The 21,479-nt window shown below is 50.6% G+C and carries 20 protein-coding genes; 1 reads left to right on the top strand and 19 read right to left on the bottom strand.

The window, feature by feature from the left end:
* Positions 1-34: 34 nt before the first annotated feature.
* On the bottom strand, positions 35-1,591 hold the full coding sequence (locus ACFO8Q_RS23560; RefSeq protein ID WP_380029760.1) for a spore germination protein: 1,557 nt from the start codon (positions 1,589-1,591) through the stop codon (positions 35-37).
* Between the two features lie 120 nt (positions 1,592-1,711).
* On the opposite strand from ACFO8Q_RS23560, the gene ACFO8Q_RS23555 reads away from it, so the two are divergent.
* Positions 1,712-2,569 carry a DUF2935 domain-containing protein gene (locus ACFO8Q_RS23555; RefSeq protein WP_380029758.1) on the top strand — a complete coding sequence of 286 codons (858 nt, stop codon included), beginning with the start codon at positions 1,712-1,714 and terminating at the stop codon, positions 2,567-2,569.
* Here the strand turns inward: ACFO8Q_RS23555 and ACFO8Q_RS23550 are convergent.
* From ACFO8Q_RS23550 to ACFO8Q_RS23465, 18 genes are read right to left on the bottom strand one after another with little or no spacing between them, the layout of a single operon-like run.
* On the bottom strand, positions 2,562-2,978 hold the full coding sequence (locus ACFO8Q_RS23550; RefSeq protein ID WP_380029755.1) for a PaaI family thioesterase: 417 nt from the start codon (positions 2,976-2,978) through the stop codon (positions 2,562-2,564). The genes ACFO8Q_RS23555 and ACFO8Q_RS23550 overlap by 8 nt on opposite strands.
* Positions 2,979-2,993: 15 nt before the next feature.
* The gene (locus ACFO8Q_RS23545; protein WP_380029753.1) at positions 2,994-3,770 is read right to left on the bottom strand and encodes an enoyl-CoA hydratase-related protein; all 777 of its coding nucleotides are present in this window, start codon (positions 3,768-3,770) and stop codon (positions 2,994-2,996) included.
* A gap of 2 nt (positions 3,771-3,772) precedes the next feature.
* On the bottom strand, positions 3,773-5,650 hold the full coding sequence (locus tag ACFO8Q_RS23540) for a sigma 54-interacting transcriptional regulator (protein WP_380029751.1): 1,878 nt from the start codon (positions 5,648-5,650) through the stop codon (positions 3,773-3,775).
* Positions 5,581-6,990, bottom strand: a complete 1,410-nt coding sequence (locus ACFO8Q_RS23535) for a hypothetical protein (RefSeq protein WP_380029749.1) — start codon at positions 6,988-6,990, stop codon at positions 5,581-5,583. Before ACFO8Q_RS23535 ends, ACFO8Q_RS23540 begins: the two co-directional genes overlap by 70 nt.
* An 18-nt stretch (positions 6,991-7,008) precedes the next feature.
* A complete protein-coding gene (locus ACFO8Q_RS23530; protein ID WP_380029746.1) occupies positions 7,009-8,205 on the bottom strand; it encodes a thiolase family protein in 1,197 nt (398 codons plus the stop codon).
* Between the two features lie 20 nt (positions 8,206-8,225).
* Positions 8,226-8,930 carry an ABC transporter ATP-binding protein gene (locus ACFO8Q_RS23525; protein WP_380029744.1) on the bottom strand — a complete coding sequence of 235 codons (705 nt, stop codon included), beginning with the start codon at positions 8,928-8,930 and terminating at the stop codon, positions 8,226-8,228.
* Positions 8,917-9,645 (bottom strand): ABC transporter ATP-binding protein, encoded by a 729-nt coding sequence (locus ACFO8Q_RS23520; protein WP_380029742.1) that lies wholly within the window; start codon positions 9,643-9,645, stop codon positions 8,917-8,919. Before ACFO8Q_RS23520 ends, ACFO8Q_RS23525 begins: the two co-directional genes overlap by 14 nt.
* Complete coding sequence (locus ACFO8Q_RS23515; protein ID WP_380029740.1) at positions 9,620-10,621, bottom strand: branched-chain amino acid ABC transporter permease; 1,002 nt, start codon at positions 10,619-10,621, stop codon at positions 9,620-9,622. The genes ACFO8Q_RS23520 and ACFO8Q_RS23515 overlap by 26 nt, the downstream gene beginning before the upstream one ends.
* Positions 10,621-11,502 (bottom strand): branched-chain amino acid ABC transporter permease, encoded by an 882-nt coding sequence (locus ACFO8Q_RS23510; RefSeq protein ID WP_380029738.1) that lies wholly within the window; start codon positions 11,500-11,502, stop codon positions 10,621-10,623. The genes ACFO8Q_RS23515 and ACFO8Q_RS23510 overlap by 1 nt, the downstream gene beginning before the upstream one ends.
* A gap of 21 nt (positions 11,503-11,523) precedes the next feature.
* Positions 11,524-12,786: an ABC transporter substrate-binding protein gene (locus ACFO8Q_RS23505; RefSeq protein WP_380029736.1), complete on the bottom strand. Its 1,263-nt coding sequence runs from the start codon at positions 12,784-12,786 to the stop codon at positions 11,524-11,526.
* Positions 12,787-12,832: 46 nt separating this feature from the next.
* Positions 12,833-13,519: a 3-oxoacid CoA-transferase subunit B gene (locus tag ACFO8Q_RS23500; RefSeq protein WP_380029821.1), complete on the bottom strand. Its 687-nt coding sequence runs from the start codon at positions 13,517-13,519 to the stop codon at positions 12,833-12,835.
* Positions 13,519-14,181 carry a CoA transferase subunit A gene (locus ACFO8Q_RS23495; protein WP_380029734.1) on the bottom strand — a complete coding sequence of 221 codons (663 nt, stop codon included), beginning with the start codon at positions 14,179-14,181 and terminating at the stop codon, positions 13,519-13,521. Before ACFO8Q_RS23495 ends, ACFO8Q_RS23500 begins: the two co-directional genes overlap by 1 nt.
* Positions 14,182-14,230: 49 nt before the next feature.
* The gene (locus ACFO8Q_RS23490; protein WP_380029732.1) at positions 14,231-15,424 is read right to left on the bottom strand and encodes a thiolase family protein; all 1,194 of its coding nucleotides are present in this window, start codon (positions 15,422-15,424) and stop codon (positions 14,231-14,233) included.
* Complete coding sequence (locus ACFO8Q_RS23485; protein ID WP_380029730.1) at positions 15,421-16,350, bottom strand: 3-hydroxyacyl-CoA dehydrogenase family protein; 930 nt, start codon at positions 16,348-16,350, stop codon at positions 15,421-15,423. The genes ACFO8Q_RS23490 and ACFO8Q_RS23485 overlap by 4 nt, the downstream gene beginning before the upstream one ends.
* 17 nt (positions 16,351-16,367) lie before the next feature.
* The gene (locus ACFO8Q_RS23480; protein WP_380029728.1) at positions 16,368-17,510 is read right to left on the bottom strand and encodes an acyl-CoA dehydrogenase family protein; all 1,143 of its coding nucleotides are present in this window, start codon (positions 17,508-17,510) and stop codon (positions 16,368-16,370) included.
* Between the two features lie 15 nt (positions 17,511-17,525).
* Positions 17,526-19,115, bottom strand: coding sequence for a long-chain-fatty-acid--CoA ligase (locus ACFO8Q_RS23475; protein WP_380029726.1), 1,590 nt, complete (start codon positions 19,113-19,115; stop codon positions 17,526-17,528).
* 3 nt (positions 19,116-19,118) lie between these two features.
* Positions 19,119-20,291: an acyl-CoA dehydrogenase family protein gene (locus tag ACFO8Q_RS23470; RefSeq protein ID WP_380029724.1), complete on the bottom strand. Its 1,173-nt coding sequence runs from the start codon at positions 20,289-20,291 to the stop codon at positions 19,119-19,121.
* Between the two features lie 23 nt (positions 20,292-20,314).
* Entirely contained in the window at positions 20,315-21,196 is an 882-nt protein-coding gene (locus ACFO8Q_RS23465) for a 3-hydroxyacyl-CoA dehydrogenase (protein WP_380029819.1), read from the bottom strand.
* Positions 21,197-21,479 lie beyond the last annotated feature (283 nt).

Below are 21,479 nucleotides of genomic sequence, written 5' to 3'. Positions count from 1 at the left end.
TTCCCAGGGTTGACTCAATCCCGTACCAAACTTTTTACTGTTCGTCCCCTCTAAACGGCCCCGGTTTTTGGTCGGGAGCTTGCCGGTATTTGTTACCCTCTCCCGTCAAATGCGGTCTCGTGTTCAGCATCCACCATGGTGCCCGCATCAGTACGTCTTTCATTTCACGGCCTTTCATCGGCGCCATCGGAGTCAGGTACGGAACCCCGAAGGAACGGAGAGTGCACAAGTGGACAACTATTGTGATGATTCCAAGCATGATACCCAGCAATCCCAGCGTTCCCGCGAGAGAGATCATCGGGAAGCGCAGCAATCGTAAAGAGATCCCCACGGCATAGCGAGGGATTGTGAAGGAGGCGATCCCCGTAAGGGCTACCACCATAACCATCGGCGCCGAGATGATCCCCGCTGATACTGCAGCTTGTCCAATCACAAGAGTACCGACAATACTGACGGCAGCGCCCACCTGTTTCGGCAGCCTGACACCCGCTTCCCGCAGCGCCTCGAAAGTGATCTCCATAATCAGCGCTTCAATCAGTGCCGGAAACGGAATCTCTTCCCGTGACCGAGCCATACTGATCAGGAGCGTGGTAGGCACCATCTCATGGTGATACGTGATCACCGCAACATATATTGAAGGAAGCAGCAAAGAAAGTGTCAGGAAAAAATAGCGCAACCAGCGAATCGCTGTGCCAATCGTAAACCGCTGATAAGAATCGTCTGCCGCCTGCAATAACGAATATAGGGTAATTGGAACAACCAGGGCAAAGGGGGTGCCGTCCAGCAAAATCACCACACGTCCTTCGAGCAGGTTCGAAACGGCAATATCCGGGCGTTCCGTATTGAGCACTTGAGGGAACGGTGACAGCGGATTATCCTCGATCATCTCCTCGATATATCCGGTTTCCAGGACGCCGTCCATATCGATTCGCTGCAGCCGGTTTTTGACCTCCTCAAGCAAGGTCTTGTCAGCGATCCCTTCTATGTAAGCAATCACGACCCGGGTCTGGGTGTAGCGGCCCACTTTCATCGATAGCATTTTGAGCTGCGGACTTCTGATCCTTCGCCGTATCAGGGAGGTATTCACATCCAGTGTCTCGGTGAATCCGTCGCGGGGCCCCCGCAAAACCGGTTCAGCGGATGGTTCTTCGATCGCTCGCTTTTCCCACTTGGACAGTCCCAAAGAGAGACCCCGATTTTCTTGCTCGATGAGAAGCACAGGGTTGCCGATGGAAATTTGTCCGATACAGTCGGCAAATGTCTTCACTTCCTTAACCTTTGGGGCCGAAACCTTTTTTTCAAAAATTGCGCTGAGGCTGTTTAAATCCGCTGCTGAACTTTCCATAAGCGGGGTAAGGACACTCCGGTCCATCTCCTCGAGATTGGAAAGGCCACCTATGTAAACAAGCGCCGCTTTTTGATTGCCGCCAATCAAAAAGGGACGGAAGACCACATCCGAACAATCCTCATAAATCGAGCGGAGAATTTGGAGATTTTCGTTAAAATCGGCGGAAAGCGGATCCTGTTGTGCGGTATGCGGCTGTTCACTTCCAAACTGTTTGGGCTTTCGAAACCATTTGCGAACCAACATGATCCCCCCTTGCAGTATTCCTATATAGATTGTGTTATTTCCGGAAGTTAATTCCTCCGCTTTCACCTATTTTCCAACGGCTCATAGTATAGGAAGAGGTCCTGCAGAGGAGGATGCAGCATGCGAGAAGTCAGCATTGCGATGGCCGGTCCGTTGACTCCTTGGGAAGAGCATCATTTTTGGCTGGAAATACTGGAGGACCACGCCCATTTTGCCCGTGATTTTCTGTCTCCGATCGAACAAAGGTGGGTTCAGTTGGCAATTTACTATATTGGGGCCTTTCGAGGATTACGGCAAAAACTTCTGCAAGTGGGGCGGGATCTCCCAGCCGCTTCGCCGCAAATGGTGGAATTGGCCGGAGAGATTGTTCCCGTTGCAACGGGATACTACCAGTTTGAAAGCGAACTGCAGCGTTTACGGTTACAAAATCGGATTCATTTAGGTGCTTCACCGTCGTATTTTGACGGTACATTACTTGAAAATAGGGAATACCTCCGCCTGCTGGCGTATTATGTGCGGGGAGAGGATTCCCCGCCTTTATCCTTTGTCGATTTGCTGGATATGTGGCTGGAAGATCAAATCGGCCATGCAGTGCTTTTGCGAAACGGTCTCGACCCGGCAGAAGTCTTGCTTGTCCAACAGTCACAGTTGTTTGTGCAAACCTTTCAGTCCCATTTGGCAAAACATGAGGCAATCAAAAAATTCATTCTTTTGAATCCCTTCAATCTTGAGAACGATGCAGGGCGTCCGGTTATCAACCGCTTTGCAATCGATGTTACGCTGTCGGTCAACGCGTTTTATGAATTCGTGCAGAGGGTGGTTGAACTTCATAAAAAGCAAGAAGTGATGAATCGAGTCACACTGCGGTTTCTCGAACACCACTTCCCTGAAACTTGTTACTTTTTAAATAAACTATTCCTGTATGTGCCTCAGATTAGGCCGATCCCCTGCACTTTGTCGAAACCTTCCTTCAGGTGACCGGTTCTTGGAACACCCGGAATGTCCCGGTCGCCATCGCAAGCAGGGTTCCATCTTCCTTTTCGACACGGGCTTCCGTGGTAACAGTTCGCTTTGTTCTGTGAACGGTGCGACCGCGGGCATAAATGGTTCCCTCGCTGACAGCCGCCACAAAATGAACATTCATATGGGTGGTTGCCTGAAAACGCCCCGCCTCGGCACGTGAAGCCAACCCCATCGCGTTATCAAGAAGTGTGGCATATACTCCGCCGTGGACTGTCATGTTCCCGTTCAAATGTTGTTGTCCGATCTTGAGAGAAAGAACTGCATGTCCCTCCTCCACTTCCTCAATGACGCACCCGATATACTGCCAAAAAGGTACAGTCGAAAAATAGTCTCGAAGCTCTTGCAGGTCATTTGAATTGCTCATGGCGGGTGCCTCCTGTTATCGTCCTTTAAAGTTTGGTTTTCTCTTCTCCAGGAATGCCGTGGTTCCTTCCAATTTATCTTCAGATGAAAAAAGAATCGCTTGCGACAATTTCTCGATCACCAGACCGGTAGGCAGATCCGTCTCCAATCCGGTCTGAATCGCAAGTTTGGCAAGCCGTACAGCAAGCGGTCCTTTCGCAAGAATTGCTTCGGCAGTTGCATGAGCCGAAGCTGTCAACTCGGCCGGGGAAGTCACCTGAGTGACAAGCCCGATTTGTTTTGCTTCTTCCGCTTCGATAATCGCCCCGGTCAGAATCATCTCCACCGCTTTTCCTTTCCCAACCAGCCGGGCCAGTCGTTGTGTGCCGCCGGCACCGGGAATAATCCCCAGATTGAGCTCCGGCAGCCCCAACCTGGCGTTGGAGCTTGCGATCCGGATATCGCACGACATCGCAAGTTCACAGCCGCCTCCTAGTGCAAAGCCGTTGATCGCAGCTAGGGTCGGTTTTTCATAGAGCTCAAGTTCACGATAGAAAGCCTGCATCTGGGATTCCAGCGCATCGAACATTGTCCGTTCCCGCAATTGTGCGATATCGGCACCCGCAGCAAATGACTTTTCGCCTGCCCCGGTAAATACCACCACGAGTACGTTGGAATCATTTTTCCAGTTTTGCAGGACAGCCCTCATTTCATTGACTGTCTCCAGATTCAGGGCGTTTCTTACTTCAGGGCGATTGATCGTGATCGTTCCAATCCCATTTTCCACTTCGGTCATCAGATTTTTCAATTCCATAGTTATTCCTCTTCCCCCTTTAATCGGATGCCATACTTATAGGCTTTTCGAATCGCCGTGGACTGGCTGATATTCAGCGCTTTCGCGACTTCATACGAACTTCCGTACTGCTCGTAGGCTGAAGCCAGAATTTCACGTTCGAATTGTTCAACTGCCGCCTGCAGCCCCCCGTTTTCCACCTGATCCAGCGGAACCGCTTGCGCCGTTTTTGCTTCAACACTCTGCTCAACTGCTTCTCTATCGACCGGCAATGTGCTTCCAATCGACAAATCCGGAAGATGTTCCGGGCGAATTTCGTGCGACGGGTTGATCACCAATAAACGTTCGATCAGATTGGCAAGCTCACGAATATTCCCGGGCCATTCATACTGCTGCAGAATGGTTAATGTGTCCGTGGTCAATGTCTTATCGGATCGGTACTTCCGGTTAAATTTGTCCAAATAAAACTCAATCAACGGCAGAATGTCTTCCTTTCGTTTGCGGAGCGGCGGAATCTCAATCGGCACCACATAAAGCCTGTAATACAAATCTTCCCGGAAGGCTCCCTCCGACACCATCTTTTTTAAATCGCGATTGGTGGCCGCTATAATTCGAGCGTTGACTTTAATCGGTTTCACACCACCGACCCGATGAAACTCTTGTTCCTGCAGTACACGAAGCAGCTTCACCTGCAAATGCAGCGGCATCTCTCCAATCTCGTCAAGGAAGAGAGTTCCTTCATGCGCAAGTTCAAACATTCCCGGCTTGCCTTCCTTCTTCGCTCCCGTGAACGCTCCCGATTCGTACCCGAACAGCTCGGATTCAAGAAGCTCCGGCGGGATGGCCCCGCAGTTGACTTTGATGAAAGCCCCTTTTTCGTAACGTCCGCTGTTCCGATGAATCATTCGGGCAACCACTTCTTTGCCCACCCCGGATTCGCCGAGCAGCAAAACGGTTGTATCTGTATCGGCCACCCGCAGTGCCAATTCCATCACTTTTTCCATTGAATTGCTTACGACAATAACGGGATCTTCCCCAAAATGGAATTTGCGCAGCTGCGACAATTCTTCCCGTAAACGGTTCAATTCCGTAATGTCCCGCAGGTTGGTCACCACGCGTATGACCTCTCCCTGCTCGTTGAACACGGGGCTTCCGGTGATCAGGATAGCCCTGCCCAACGCATTTTCCTGAATTACCGTAACCGGCTTTTTTTGCTTCATCACTTCAAAAGAGACTGATTTTTGGACGACACCCCGTTTTTCGAGATAGCGAAGATCCTTGCCGATATAATATTCCTTTGGAATCCCGGTCAGCCGTTCAATTGCATCATTCGTCTTCAGGGTAATTCCATTCTGATCCACAATGTAGATTGCATCATAGGAATTTTGAAAAATCGCATCCAACTCGTCCGCAACCGCTTTCATTTCATGCAGCCGTTCCTGCATAATCCGAATCGGCACCGTGTTGTATGCGATCAACAAAATTCCTGATTCGTTGCTTTCGTCCTCATGCGGGTACGCATGGATTTGCAAGTCGAGTTCGCCTAGAACTACCCGCCAATCCATTGGTTCTCCAGAATTCAAAATGTCCGATAATCTCTGATTTGGCAGGATTAACTCAAATCCCGCCTTGATCAGTCGGCCGCTTGACTGACCCAGCCAGCGCCGAATCGTATCATTTGCATATGTGACAAATCCCTCTTTGTCAAGGATGGCAACTCCAAGATCCATTTTGGTGAGCATTTCGATTCCCCCTCGTTTCAGCAGAACTCCCCTGGCTGTAAACTTCTCTGCGGTACCGGGCGATTCCTCCGCCTTTGCTGCAAAACAGCCTATGCCAATAACTTGTTGATCACCCAAATCCCGGCACTTAAGAACAGGGCCATCACCATCATGTACCATTTATTCTGACGCCATCCCGCCTCGAGCATCGTTTTGTCAAAGATACCGGAGATGATTACGATAAATGGGGTAATGACCGACACAGTCATCGCGAGGGACCATCCAGTGAGCACCGAGAGTCCCATTGCTATAGGGTGCAGCCCCAACAGATCGGGCGGAATCGAAGTTAAAAGCACTGTCACAGTCAAAATGGGATGGACTAGCGCCAGCGAAAGCAGCAATACTGTCAGGACAAGCGCAAGAATCACCGTGTAGGAACCGAATGCCGCAAGCGGCGCATACAAAGCGGCCACTCCCGTTCCGAGGTCAAGCGTTGAGAGAACTCCGCCCAAAAAACCGGCCGATGTAAAAAGCATCACCTCGGTAACAAGTTTGCTTAATCCGTTTCTGTATCCGTCTACTCCATGAAAAGCGGCTTGACGGTTGACAAAGGGAGCCATCATCAACGGAAAAACCAGAGCCAGTACTGAGATCACTGTCAACATCGACAACTGTGTAATATGTTCGATTGTTAGAGCGGCGGCCAACAGCAGCACCAATAAGAGCAAAAACACGAACAGTTTCCGGCGGGATTCGACTGGGATTGACTGCTCCATGTGATGTTCTGATGAAGATGCCGTTTCATCTTTAGAAGCTGCTGCAGCAGAATGCAGCTTTTTAGCAAAACCGGATGCCTCGATCAGCGTATAAGCGATCCCCCCGATTAAGCTAAAAAGTGCCAATGCAAGGGCGGACGGAAGAAATGTTTGGACCGGCAAATGCAGATAGACAAGAGTCAGTCCAACCGTTGCAAAGTAGGGCGACCACAGAATTGAAGAGACAAAACTCCGGCACATCGTACGAAGCACCAAATCCCCGTAACGTTCGTACATCGGGCCTGCCAAAGAAGACAAAAAGCGAAGACCTCCCAGATTCAGCAGAGACCCGACCACGAAAACAACCGCTCCAAAAATGTTGACTACTTTTTGTTTCGAATCAAAGGAACGTCTCACAAATTCCTCGACCGCGTCCAGATATCCGCCCGCTTGAAAAGGAATCTGAAGCAGCGGAACCAGGATAAGCAGACTGAGAAGAGGGACGTTCTTTGTAATTGAATTCCCCCACTCCTGAAACGTTCCCCCATGCAGAAACAACAGGGAATGTCCTGCCAAAAGCATCGCGCAACTTAACACAAGGGGAATGCCGCGAAGCAGAAACAACCCGCTCACCAGCAAAAAGAGCAGTACCCCGTAGGTTCCCAGATGAGACCAGGAACTGGGGATAAACACATCAATCAGATGCAAGAAGGCTAAAGCAAGAAGGGACAGGCAGACCGTCCCTTCCCGCGGATGTCGTGACATGTTCAAGTCCTCTCCCAGTCACCGCCGCAAATTTTCGACGATTGTTGTGATTCCCTGTCCTCCGCCAATGCACAGTGTAACCAGCCCGTAACGGGTTCCGCGGCGCTCCATCTCATTTACCAATTTGGTCATTAGGACGGCACCTGTGGCCCCGAGTGGATGACCCAGAGCAATAGCTCCTCCGTTAACGTTTACCTTTTCCAATCCCACCCCCATTTCCTTGATGACAGCAAGCGATTGGGCGGCAAATGCCTCATTCAGCTCGATCAGGTCAATGTCGGCCAATTGAAGTCCGGCAAGCTTCAACGCCTTGGCGGTCGAAGGAAGCGGACCAATCCCCATAATTTCAGGAGAAACTCCGGACACAGCTTGCGCCAGGATTCTGGCTTTTGGTTTGAGTCCGCGTTTTTCCGCTGCTGATTCGGACATCACCAAAACGGCTGAAGCACCATCATTTCGGCCGCTGGAGTTCCCTGCAGTGACAGTTCCTTCCTTTTTAAAAACGGGCGGTAAAGCAAGCAGTTTCTCCACCGGGGTAAGACGCGGGTGCTCGTCGACTTCAAAGCGGATTGTCTCTTTCTTGCTTTTCATTTCGAACGGTACAATCTCATCCTTAAACTTACCGGAAGAAATCGCATACGCCGCACGGCTCTGGCTCAGGAAAGCAAACTCATCCTGCTCCTGGCGGCTGATCTCATATTTTTCGGCCAAATTTTCCGCGGTCAGTCCCATCGTTAACTCTTTGCCGTAAACTTCAGGCGGCTGTGAACGGGGCTGGCTTTCCGTATTTGGATCCAACAACAGTCCGTTCCCCGCTTCAAGCCCATACCGCACTCCCCGAATGTAATAGGGCGCAGTGCTCATGCTTTCAGCTCCGCCGGCGATAATCATATCGGCCAGTCCGCACTGGATTTGCTGGACCGCATTATTGATGGCCTGCAGTCCGGAACCGCATTGGCGATGCACCGTATAGCCGGGAATCTCAACCGGCAGACCTGCCCGCAGCAGAGCCACCCGGGCCATATTCGGGGAGTCCGTGCTCTGTTTTGCCTGCCCCATGATCACTTCATCGACATCTGTCCCCTCGATGCCGGTACGGATAACAATTTCGCTTATGACTTTCGCCGCAAGATGATCGACCTCGACCTCCCGCAACGCGCCGCCCATTTTCCCAATGGCCGTGCGAACTGCGTCCACAATCACAACTCCGTTCATTCTCTTTTCCCCTTTCCCCATCACATTCCCAGGTATGCCTTCCGGAGTCCCTGATCGCTCAATAACTTGCTTCCTGTTCCTTCGAGGACGATTCGTCCATTCTCCAACACGTATCCCCGGTCGGATATTTCAAGCGCCTTATTTGCGTTTTGCTCAACCAGCAGGATGGTCACCCCGGTGTCCCGAATTTCCCGAATGAAATTGAACACCCACTGCACCAGGATCGGTGCGAGACCAAGCGTGGGTTCATCCAACATCAGCAGATCCGGCCGCGACATGAGCCCTCTGCCGATTGCACACATCTGCTGTTCTCCGCCGCTTAAGCTGCCCGCCAATTGTTTCTCCCGCTCTTTTAACCGCGGCAGCATTTCGTAAATATTCAACAGAGTCTGAGCCCGGCTTGAACGGGCTCTTCGAATATACGCACCCATCTCCAGATTTTCGCGCACAGTCATGTTTTGGAACAACCTTCTGCCTTCCGGAACATGGATCAGCCCTTTTTCCACCCGTTGGTGTGGCAAGACGGACGTGAGCTCCTGCCCCTGAAACAGAATGCTCCCTTCCATCTTGGGTATGGTGCCGGATACGGTTTTCAGTATGGTTGATTTACCGGCTGCATTCGCCCCGACAATCGTAACGATCTCGCCCTTTTTTACGGATAGCGAAATGTCTCTCAGCACCTGAACGTCACCATAGTAGGAATTCACATTTTTAAGCTCCAGCATGGGCAAACTCTCCTCCCAGATACGCTTCAATAACTGCCGGATTGCTGGTAACTTCGTTGGCAGTTCCTTCCGCTATTTTGCGGCCCTGCTGTATCACCACGATCTGTTCACATAAAGCCACGACTGCAGCCATAACGTGTTCGATCATACAGATGGTGATTCCATTCTCCTTGTTCAAAAAGCGGATCAGTTCCATCATTTCCTGAACTTCTGTCGGATTGAGCCCTCCCATGACTTCGTCCAAAAACAGCAGCGAAGGCTGTGTTGCGAGTGCCCTTGCCAGTTCCAGTTTTTTCTTCAGACCTACAGGCAGTGATCGAGCTTCTTCATTTTGGTAAGGGGTTAACCCGAGCATCCCCATGACATCGTGCGCAGCACGGTTGGCGTCCGCAAAAGAAGCGTGCTTCGGAAGAGCTCCCATCATGACATTCTGCTCAACCGTCAATCCGCCGAAAGGTTTTACCATCTGGAAGGTCCGCCCGATTCCCAGCCGGGCGATTTGGTGCGGCTTCTTTCCGGTAATCAACTGGTCTTTAAAACGAACCTCTCCCTGATCGGCCACAAGATTCCCGGTAATCAAGTTAAACAGAGTGGTCTTACCCGCTCCGTTCGGACCAATGATGCCAAAGATCTGCCCCTTTTCGATTTCAAAGCTGACATTATCGACTGCCGTCAAACCGCCAAATCTCTTAGACAGGTTCTGTACTCTCAACATGAACAGGACCTCCATTTTGTTTTGCCTTGCGTTTTGCCATCATTCGTCGAAACCACGGCACGATCCCCTGCGGGATGAACAAAACGACCGTCACCAACAAGACACCGTACACAACCGCTTGTAAGCCACCTTGTGCTCCGCCAAGTGTCGCCCGCAACACAGTGCCCAAAAGGGTAATCAATACCGCACCAAAAATCGGGCCTCCCGCCGTACCAATTCCTCCAATTATCGCCATCAACGCAATCTGAGCGGACAAAGCAAACGAAAATTCATGCATCGGCTCAATGATGCCGATGTATTGAGCGTAAAAAGTACCCCCCATCGCAGTCAGTCCACTGCTGATCACCATCGCGATCAATCGAACCTTAATACTCGAGATTCCCAATGCGGTGGCGGCCTGCGCATTTTCCCTTATCCCGATCAGGTAATACCCAAAGTGGGAACGGTTCATCCAGCGTGACAATCCATATGGAATTGCAAGCATCGCCAACGCCAGATAGAAATAGGCCGCTTTGCTGTCAAACATCATATTGACGGCACCGGGACGATAGGGCACTGGTATGCCGCTCGAACCTTCCGTAACGGACTTCCAGTTAATTGCGATAATCATGAGCACTTCCATGACCGCAATCGTACAAAGGGTAAAAAACGGTCCGTGCAATCGCAGAGTCACAGCCCCGATAAACAGTCCGAACAGCCCGGCCAGGACTGCACCCGCCAGCATGCCAATCCAGGGGGACACATCATAATGAACAAACAGGATGGTCGAGGTATACGCCCCGATTCCAAAGAATGCTGCATGACCAAGTGACAACATTCCGCCATACCCGCCGACGATGTTCCAGGAACACGCAATAAACGCCCATAACGCCATCAAAATCAGGGTATCCACAAGGAAATCCTGATCTCCGAGCCCAAGCGGGAGCCCTAGTACGACAAGCAAGCCTGCTACTTGAAAAATAGTTTTGCGACTCATCAAACAGCCTCCTCCGCATCACCCGGTCTGCCTAACAATCCGTTGGGGCGCAAGATCAGAATCAAAATAAAGACCGTAAAATACACCAGCTGTTTCATTGAAGGAGCAATAAAGTAACTGCTCATCGTTTCGATCACGCCGATTAAAAGCCCTCCGACAACCGCTCCGGGCAAACTTCCCAATCCTCCCAGCACGACTACCACGAAAGAGATTAACGCAAACTGTTCCCCGACAGTCGGATAGACCGAGTAGATGGGGATGAGGAGCGATCCGGCGATGCCAAGTAATCCGACGCCAATCCCAAACGACAACATGTAAATCTTCTGATTTGAGACCCCCATCAATGTGGCGGAAAAACGGTCCTGTGAAGCCGCTCGAATCGCTTTGCCGACATACGTATAATTCAGGAACAGAAACAGCAATCCCGTTATCGCACTGGCAACCGCAAACGCGACCAGAAGCGGGATCCCGATATGAATGGGCCCCATACTCCAAACGGCTGACGAAAGGGCGGTATTAATCCCGCGAAAATCGGCCGAGAACAGAACGAGGGCAAGATTCTGCAATGCCACCGACAATCCGATGAACGCGAAAATTTGCACTACATGAGGCCGCCCTATCGTCCTTCCCACGATCAGCTTATAGAAAATCACGCCCAACAAAAACATCAGGGGTGCCATAAGAAACAGGGATACGTAAGGGTTCAGTCCCAGCAGCTGGAACAGAAAGAAAGCACCGAACATGCCTAACATCAGAAAATCTCCGTGCGCAAAGTTCACAATCTTCATCACGCCAAACACCATAGTCAGTCCAACACTGACCAGTACGTAGATCCCGCCTAACAAAAGACCGGAAACCAACAACTGCAGAAAAATATCCATTCGGTCACCCCCTTGTAGAAATTATTTCCGCTCACTCCATGCAGGAAGCGGAATATGAATTGGTTTTTCAACCGCGAAGTTTTCAGGATAGACCACGTTCAGTTTTCCATTTTGCCACTGCATAACCGCCATCTGAGCGCGGGTATTTTGACCGTCTTCACCGAATTTGATTCCCCAACCGACAGGTGTCGCTCCAACCGGCAGATCAAGGGACAGTGCCTGTTTGCGAACTTTTTCCGGATCGGTCGTTCCCGTTTTTTGCAGGACGTCGTTAAACAATACATAGGAAGAAGAGAATGCAAGCTTTGCAATCAGATCCGGTTCTTTTCCGAATTTTTCTTTATAACGCTTGAAGAATTCGGAATCGAGCTTTTGGGCTTCCGGCGTAAGCGCTTGCTTGTTGAGCAGCATTGCACTGGAAGTGTCCAAAACACCATCCGCATCTTTGCCAAACGTATGCCCGAAGTTATCCGAGCTTTGGCCGGCACCGTTTCCAATCACCACTTTCACGTTCAAACCGAGCTGCTTCGCCTGTTTCCAGAAAAGCTGTGCGTCCGTATCGTATTGGACCACATCCAGCACATCGGGATTGAGCTCTTTCAGTTTCAAAATAATAGATGTCATATCATTGGTAGTTTTTGCGTTATACTTGATTTCCCCAACAATTGGAATCCCCGCTTTTTGGGCCGCTTCTTTGGTCGCCTTTGTAACGCCTGTTCCAAAGTCACCGTCTTCATGCAGAATCGCAACTTTCATTTTCGAAGGTTCCATCCCGAGCTTTGGCGCCACCACTTTGGAAAGATATTCGATCGTAGTCGGACCATATCCGGAAGCACTCGGATTCGGACGGAAAATATACTTATATCCGCGACCGGTAACCCGCGGATCGGTGGCTGCCACTTCCCACAGCACAACCTTGTTTCTTTCGGTTACTTCCGATGCAGCCATCACAAGCGGACTGGCATACATCCCCACAATCGTTTTCACCTTTTCCTGGGTAATCAGACGGTTGACTTCGTTTACCGCTGCCGTCGCATCCGGGGTATCCGCTTTTACCAGTTCAATTTTCTTGGCATTCGGTTGTTCGTTTACGAGATCTTTCGCGATTTCCACTCCATTTGTAGAGGCTTGCCCGATTTTTGCGAGATTCCCCGACACCGGAAAAGCAACGCCTACTTTTAACGTCTGTGCCGAGCTGGAGGTTCCTGAGGAACACCCCGCGATCAGACCGGTTGCCAAAGCCGTGGATAGCAGGGAGAACACTGCTCGTTTTTTGAATTTCATTATGACCCCTCAACTTTCTCTTCATTTTTTTATTTACTTCAAAGATTCACGTCACTTTGATGGGTGACGAGTAGACTTCCGGTCGACTGACCGCATAGAAATTCTTTGAAAGCTCGAATCTTGCCGGAGTGATTTCGTGAAGCTGATCTAACGACAGTTCGTCCACCATTTCGACCAGAATCATCTTTGAATCTTGGAATCGAAACACCGCATATTCCGTTACCAATATGTCTACTTCTCCCTTGGCAGTGAGCGGATACGTACAGGACGGAACGAGTTTTGGCTTTCCATCAGGTGTCAAATGAGTGGTGGCCACAATCACTGTCTTGGCACCGACAATCAAATCCATGGCCCCGCCTACGCCCAGCACATCTTTCCCTGGGACTGCCCAATTTGCAATATCTCCCGTCTCGCTCACCTGAAGAGCACCAATTACAGTTTTGTCCACATGTCCGCCGCGCATCATTGCAAAGGACAAGGCGGAATCAAAATAGGAGGCTCCCACCAGTTCGGAAATTGGAAGCTTGCTTGCATTAATAAGGTCCGGATCGCTCTTGTCGGGAGGAGGTGTCGGGCCTACACCCAAAATTCCGTTCTCCGATTGGAGAAACACCTGTCGGTTCTCCGGAATATAATCGGCTACCAGCACCGGAACCCCTATCCCGAGATTTACGATATCGCCGTCTTCCAATTCCTGAGCGGCTCTCCAGGCGATGTAATGCCGGGTATCCATCATCGTGCCTCCCCCTTCAGAACCACCACATCAACAAAGAGATGCGGAGTAATTATTGATTCCGGATCCAATTCCCCAATCTCGACTGCTTCATCCACTTCCACAATCGTCAGATCGGCAGCCATTGCCATCATCGGGTTAAAGTTGCGGGCGGTCTTGTAGTATATCAGATTACCGTATCGATCCGCTTTGTAGGCCTTGATTAGCGCGACATCCGCCCGGAGGCTCTTTTCCAAGACATATTCCCGGCCATCAAATTCCTTCGTTTCTTTCCCCTCCGCCAGCAATGTCCCGGCGGCGGTCGGAGTATAAAATGCCGGGATGCCGCTGCCTCCTAGCCGGATCGCCTCACTGAAAGTACCCTGGGGAACCAATTCGACTTCCAGCATTCCTTCCCGTTTGTACCTGGAAACATCAGGGTTACTGGTAAAGTAGGTTCCGATTGCCTTTTTGATGCGATTGTCCAGGAGCAATTTTCCAAGCCCTTGCCCTGGCTGCCCGACATTGTTGCTAATCACCGTCAAGTCTGTTACATCCGTCTCCAGCAGGGCCTCCACCAGGCTGAGGGGCTGACCGGACAAACCGAATCCTCCAACCATAATCGTCGCCCCGTTTGGGACTAGTGAAACCGCTTCTTTCGCCGTCATAAACCTAGCAGGCATTTTCTCTACTCCCCTCCCCTCATAGATTCACGTAAATTCGGTGACTTTTTTATTCGGATGTATTCTCTATGATCATCGCCACGCCTTGCCCCCCGCCAACACATTGGGTCGCCAATCCGAATCTGCTTCCCCGTCGCTTCATTTCGTAAGCCAGAGTTACAACCAGCCGGGTTCCCGTGCATCCCAGAGGATGTCCCAAAGCAATCGCTCCGCCGTTGACGTTTACTTTTTCCGGATTCAGTCCCAGTTCCCTGATGCATGCCAACGATTGGGACGCGAACGCTTCGTTCAACTCCACAAGATCGATGTCATCAACTGAGAGACCTGATTGTTTCAAAGCTTTTAGAGTTGCGGGTACCGGTCCGATTCCCATATATTCCGGCTCAACTCCGGCCGCCGCAAACGTGACGATTCGTGCAAGAGGGGTGAGCCCCAATTCTTTTGCCTTATCGGCAGACATCAAAACCACTGCAGCTGCCCCATCGTTTCGTCCGCAGGAATTCCCGGCGGTGACAGTTCCATTTGGACGAAATGCGGGTCTAAGAGATGCCAATTTGTCCATTGTTGTGTCCGGGCGGAGAAATTCATCCACCTGGAAGATGATGGTTTGCTTCTTTTGTTTCACCTCGACCGGCGCAATCTCGTCTTTGAAGACACCGAGTTCAGTTGCCTTTGCCGCTTTCATCTGGCTTTCATAAGCAAACCGGTCCTGATCCTCGCGGCTGATTCCGTATTTTTCCGCGACATTTTCTGCTGTTTGCCCCATCCCCAGATCTTTGCCGTAGATATCCACCGGTTGCGATCCAGGTCCGCCTTCCAAATTTGCATCGACCAGCTCAGGCGGCAGATCGGAGTTGCGGATATTGCGGAGATAGAAAATCGACTGGCTCATATTTTCCGTTCCCCCGGCGACCACTGTGTCAGCAGCCCCCATCACAATCTCCTTCATTCCTAGGCTGATCGCCTGCATACCGGAGCCACACAACATATTCACTGTATAAGCAGGGGCGGAGATCGGTATTCCGGACTTGAGAGCCGCAACTCTTGCAATGTTATTTGCCCGGCTGGTTGACCGAACATGCCCCAATATTACCGCCTCAACCGATTCCTTCCCGACATTGGCCCTGCCGATCGCCTCCCGTATGACCGCATCCGCCAGATCTTCCGGATTGACCGGTGTAAGTGTCCCGCCATACTTCCCAATCGCGGTACGTGCTGCACTGACAATCACTGCATCCTTCATGCTTGTCCCTCCTTGGCTCCCACTGCCGCCGGTGCGGTACGACCCGTGTTCTGTGAGCTGTTTGTGTAGTCATACCACCCTTTGCCGGTTTTACGTCCCAATTCCCCTTTTTCGAATTTCTCGATCACCGCTTTTTTCGGCCCCGCTTCCGGGTTGCCTGTTTCCTCCATACGCTGCATGCGAACGTAATAATTTACGTCAATCCCGGTAAGATCCATCAGAGCAAAGGGGCCAATCGGATGATTCAACGCTTTCAGACAAGCCAGATCGATATCTTCCACCGAAGCGATTCCCTGCTCATACAACGACACAGCTTCATCCATCATGGCTCCCAGAATCCGGTTCGCAACGAACCCGGAAATTTCTTTCTGCAGGACAATCGGAATTTTCCCGATTTTGCGGGTCAATTCAATGGTGGTATCAACCGTTTCCTGCGAAGTGTGGGGATTGCGCACCACCTCCACCAACTCCATGACAAGTGCCGGATTAAAAAAGTGCATGTTGCACACTCTGTCCGGACGCTTGGTTGCATCCGCCACTTTGGAACTGACAATGGTCGAACTGTTTGTTGCGAGAATGGCATGCGCCGGTGTCAGACGATCCAGTTCAGAGAACAGTTCCCGCTTCACGTCCAGCTTTTCGATAATCGCTTCAATTACGAAATCCGCTTCCCTTGCAACCTGTTCCAGATTGTCGGCAAACGTCAATCTGGCAAACGCCTCATCCACTTGTGCCTGCGTGAGTCTCCCTTTTTCCACCCGTCGTTTCATGTGCCCTTGCAGGGCATCTTTCGCTTTGAGCAAGCTCTCGTTCGAAACATCCTGCAGCGTGACCTGATAACCTGCTAAAGCACAAACCATGGCGATTTGCGACCCCATCGCCCCCGCACCGACTACCAAAATCTTCTGAATCTTATCCGCAGTCATAGTTTCACCTCCGATTTCTATTTCCCTAGAAGTTGAGCTGCTACGATATTCCGCTGAATTTCATTCGTGCCTTCGTAGATTTTCGTAATGCGGGCATCCCGATAAAAACGCTCCACCGCGTATTCCTTCATGTAACCTACACCGCCAAATATCTGCAGTGCCCGATCCGCCACTTTATTGAAAGTCTCCGTCGCATACATCTTGGTCATTGCAGCTTCCTTAACCGCTTTTTTCCCGTTCTGCAATTGTTCGGCGACCTGATAATTGAATGCCCGGCCAACCTCCGTTTCGGTTGCCATGTCTGCAAGAATCCATCGGAGTCCCTGATTTTCCGCGATTGGCTTGCCGAATTGAACGCGCTGGTTCATGTAGTCACTCGCCAATTCAATCAGTTTCAAGCAGGATCCGTATGCCCGGGCTGCCAATGTGCACCGGCCTTCTGTCAAGATCTTCAGAGCGGATGCATACCCCATCCCCACTTCACCGATGACGTTTTCTTCCGGCACTTCGCAATCCTCAAAGAATAATTGCGCCGTATGAGAACCGCGAAGCCCCATTTTCTTGTCAACCGCTCCCACCTTAAAGCCGGGAAAATCTTTCTCAACGGCAAACGCGGTAAACCCGCCTTTTACCCCTTTTGACGGATCGGTTACAGCAATCACAGTAAACAGATCAGCGTAAGGGCCATTTGTGATAAAATGCTTCATTCCGTTGATGATCCAACGATCGCTTTTTTTCTCCGCCCGGGTTTTAATGTTGGTAGCGTCTGAACCCGCTTCCGGTTCGGACAATGCGAAGGCAGCCAAGAGCTTCCCTTCTGCCAGATCAGGCAGGTACTTTTTCTTCAAATACTCACTTCCAAGTCTTACAATACCGGTGCTGCCAATTCCCGTGTGAGCGCTGATGATGGAGACAAACCCGTTATGGGTGCGGCCCATTTTTTCCAAAACCAAACATTTGCCGATCACATCGAGTCCCAAGCCGCCATACTCCTCAGGAATCCCCATTCCGTAGAGGCCCAATTGCTTTGCCTGTTCAAGCAGATGTTCAGGCACATGATCCTCTTCTTCAATTTGCTGTGCGTATGGTTCCACTTCATTATCAACAAACTCCTGTACCGTTCGGGCGATCTGGCTCAATTCTTCTGACAACTGTATCATCGACATCCACTCCTCTCACTTGATTTGCTTGATTGTTTTTGTGTTACACCGTTCTTGTTCCACCAATCTCCGCTTCAGAATCTTCCCGACCGCGGTTTTGGGAAGAGAATCCCTGAATTCCACGCTCCGCGGTCTCTTGTATGCAGCCAACTGGTCACGGCAGAAGTCCATCAACTCCTGTTCCGTAATCACGGCTCCCGGTTTCGGAACAATGAACGCTTTGACTGCTTCTCCCCTATAGGAATCGGGAATTCCGATCACCGCCACCTCTTGAACTCCGGGATGCTGATAGAGAACTTCCTCGACTTCCTTTGGATATACGTTGAATCCGCCGGTTATAATCATCTCTTTCTTGCGACCGACTATATAGAAGTAGCCGTCTTCGTCCATCATGGCGATATCGCCCGTGTAAAGCCAGCCGTCCCGTAAAGCGGACCGGGTGTCCTCCTCATTGTTCCAATATCCCTTCATCACCTGCGGTCCTCTTACAAGCAGCTCCCCCGCTTGGCCGTGAGCCAAATCCCGGGTTCCCGTTTCCAGATCGACAATTCGCGCTTCCGTATTCGGAAACGGAATTCCGATGCTGCCAGGCTTGCGAAGTCCCACTGCAGGATTGCGATGAGTGACGGGAGAAGCTTCCGACAACCCATATCCTTCCACGATGCGGGCACCCGTTTTTTCTTCAAACAGTCTGATCACCTCGACCGGCATCGGGGCGGAACCGCAGAAGCAAAGCTTAAGGGACGACATATCGACCTCCGCACTTTTCGGGTGATGCAGGAGTGATATATACATAGTCGGCACACCTAAAAACAGGGTGGGGCGATGCTTGCCGATTATCTCGATCACTTCGTCCTTGTCAAACTTCGGAAGCAGGATCATGGTGCCTCCAATCAAAACCGCCACGTTCATGCAGCTGGTCATCCCGTACACGTGATACAGTGGAGATGTGCCGAGCAGCACCTCACCCGGAATCTGTAGAACAGGGGATGAAAATTGGAAGCTTTGATAGGCATTGGCGACCACATTGTAATGCGTCAGCATGACCCCTTTTGACCGGCCGGTTGTTCCGCCGGTGTACTGCAAAACTGCCACATCCTGCTGTGGGTCAATCCCGATATTCGGAGGAGAAGGCGGAGTGGAAGCAATCAGCTTTCCGGCATCATGAATGAATCCGCTTTCATGAGTTGGATCGGAGCTTTCCCCGAACAGCAGCAGCTTCCGCAAATCTGTCTCTTCCCGTACCCTGCTCAACTTCTCCAGGTGTTCAAAGGAGGAAATCACCCATCCGGTTCCCGAATCTTGAAAGATATAAGCAAGCTCGTTTTCCGTATACAAGGGGTTGGTCTGAACAACAATTCCTCCCGCCTGCAGAACTGCATAGTAAGAAATCACATATTCCGGGCAATTCGGGAACATCACCGCTACCCGCTCCCCTTTTTGCAGTCCCAAGTCTGCCAATGCCTTTGACCAACGATCCACTTGATCCTTGAGTTGTCGATACGTATACGTTTGATCCTCAGAACGCAATGCGGTCTGCTCCGGAAATTTCTCTGCCGTATCCGAAAGGAATTGAAAAACCGGATGAACGGGAATCGCGATCATTCTCTACACCCCCACGGGCGAATGTTTGTGACTGTATTCCTTGATTAACTGCGCTCCAATGACGTTGCGCTGAATCTCGGACGTTCCTTCGTAAATCCTTGTAATTCTGGCATCCCGATAAAATCTTTCAATCGGATATTCGGCAATGTACCCGATCCCGCCATGGATTTGGACAGCTTTGTCCGCCACCCGGTTGTAGACTTCCGAACCGTACAGCTTCACCATTGCTGCTTCTTTGATCACATTCATACCCTGATCGGTCATCCAAGCCACGCGATACGTCATCCAACGCAGTGTTTCAATTTCTACCGCCATATCTGAAAGCATGTGCAGAACTGCCTGTTGTTCGATAATTGGCTTCCCGAACTGTTCTCTTTCCATTGCATATTGGACAGATTTGTCGAGCAGATACTGACAAGACCCCAGGTTTCTTGCGGCAAGCCCCGCACGTCCGTTAGCCAGGATCTTCAGTGCATTGACATATCCTTCACCTTCCTCCCCGAGCCGGTTTTCAACGGGAACTTCAAGATCTTCAAAGAAAAGTTCACAGGAATGGGAGCCTTTCAGCCCCATCTTTTTTTCGGTTTTTCCGACAGTGAACCCCGGAGAATCTTTCTCGACAATAAAAGACGTGATTCCTTTTGGGCCTTTGCTTGGATCGGTAACCGCCATTACTGTAAACACATGGGCGTCTTTCGCATTGGTAATGTAATGTTTCGAACCGTTTAGAACGTAGCGGTCTCCTTTGCGAACCGCAAACGTTTTTAAATTCGTTGCATTCGAACCGGCACTGGGTTCGGTCAATGCGAAGGCGCCGATCCATTGTCCCGTGGCCATCTTCGGCAGGTAACGCCGCTTCTGCTCTTCATTTCCCATTTCAACGATCCCGACAGAGCCGATTCCCGTGTGGGCCCCAATCAATGTGGTAAACCCGTTATGGGTTTTTCCAAGTTCTTCATAAATCCCGCACTTTCCGACCATCCCTACGCCAAGACCGCCGTACTCCTCCGGGATACTGAGGCCGAACAACCCCATCTCTTTCGCCTTCTCCACTATTTTTGGCGGTATTTCATTCTTTTCTTCTATCAAATGAGCCACCGGTTCCACTTCGTTCTCGACAAATTCCTTTACAATCTGTCGGATCGACTCAATCTCTTCAGGCAGCGTAAAATCCATTTTTTATCTCCCTTTCAGTACGATTAGTCAGCTTTTCCAGCCTGAATCTTTTGGCCGTCTTCTCCGTATTCAAAGATGCCTCGACCCGATTTTTTGCCAAGTCGACCTGCTTTTACATACTTGGTTAGCAGCGGGCACGGACGGTATTTCTCCCCGAGTGTCTTATGCAGATACTCCAGGTTTCTCAGGCGGGAATCCAGCCCAACCAGATCCGCCAGTTCAAGCGGTCCCATCGGATATCCAAGCCCCAGTTTAATTGCCTTATCGATGTCTTCCGCCGTTGCCACGCCCTCCATCAACATGTACATCGCTTCATTTCCCACTAGAGCACTGATTCGTCCCGGCACAAACCCGGGAAATTCGTTGACTTCAACCGTTTCCTTGCCCATCCGCTCCGCAACCGTCCGAACGATCCTCACTGTTTCATCCGATGTATCCATACCACGGATAATTTCAACCAGCTTCATCTTTGGCACCGGATTAAAAAAGTGCATGGCCACACAACGATCGGCTCTGCGGGTACCGGCGGCGATTTCGGTCGGACTCATGGTCGATGTATTGGTTGCAAGTATCGTATGGGGCGGACAGATCTCATCCAACTGACGAAATAGATCGATCTTGAGATCCATCAGCTCCAAAACGGCTTCGATCACCAAATCGGCATCCATTGCGGCTGCTGCCAGATTGTCAGACAACCTGATTCTTTTAAGAGCCGCATCCGCTTCCTCTTGTATCAGCTTTCCTTTTTCTATACCTTTTTGCAGATCATGCGCGATTGACTTAAGGGCCCGTTCCATAGCGTCTTGCTTCACGTCGTGCAGTGTGACTTGGAACCCGCCAACCGCAGCCGCATAAGCGATTCCCTGTCCCATAACGCCTGAACCGATGACTGTAATCTTTTGAATCTCCAAGTAGGTTCCCCCCTCTCCCTGTTCCAGGGTATCGATTGATCCCGGTATTTCTTTACACCTCTTTTCTAAATGCAAATACCGTGCCAATGTAAGAAAATAAGACAAATTCTGATTTTATTCGCAAAAATGGGCAGATCCTGTTTGCAGGACCGGCCCATTCAAGTCAATGTTGCATGATTTAATTCATTTCTGACTTACCCAATCAAAACTTTCTTCAATTCTTCTGTCAGAACCGGAACCACTTCAAACAGGTCGCCTACGATTCCGTAGTCTGCCA

The sequence above is a fragment of the Effusibacillus consociatus genome (assembly GCF_042652925.1).
In the GTDB taxonomy this organism is placed as follows: Bacteria; Bacillota; Bacilli; order Tumebacillales; family Effusibacillaceae; genus Effusibacillus; species Effusibacillus consociatus.
Note: the sequence above shows the minus strand (reverse complement) of the source record. Positions and strands in the feature narration are given on the sequence as shown.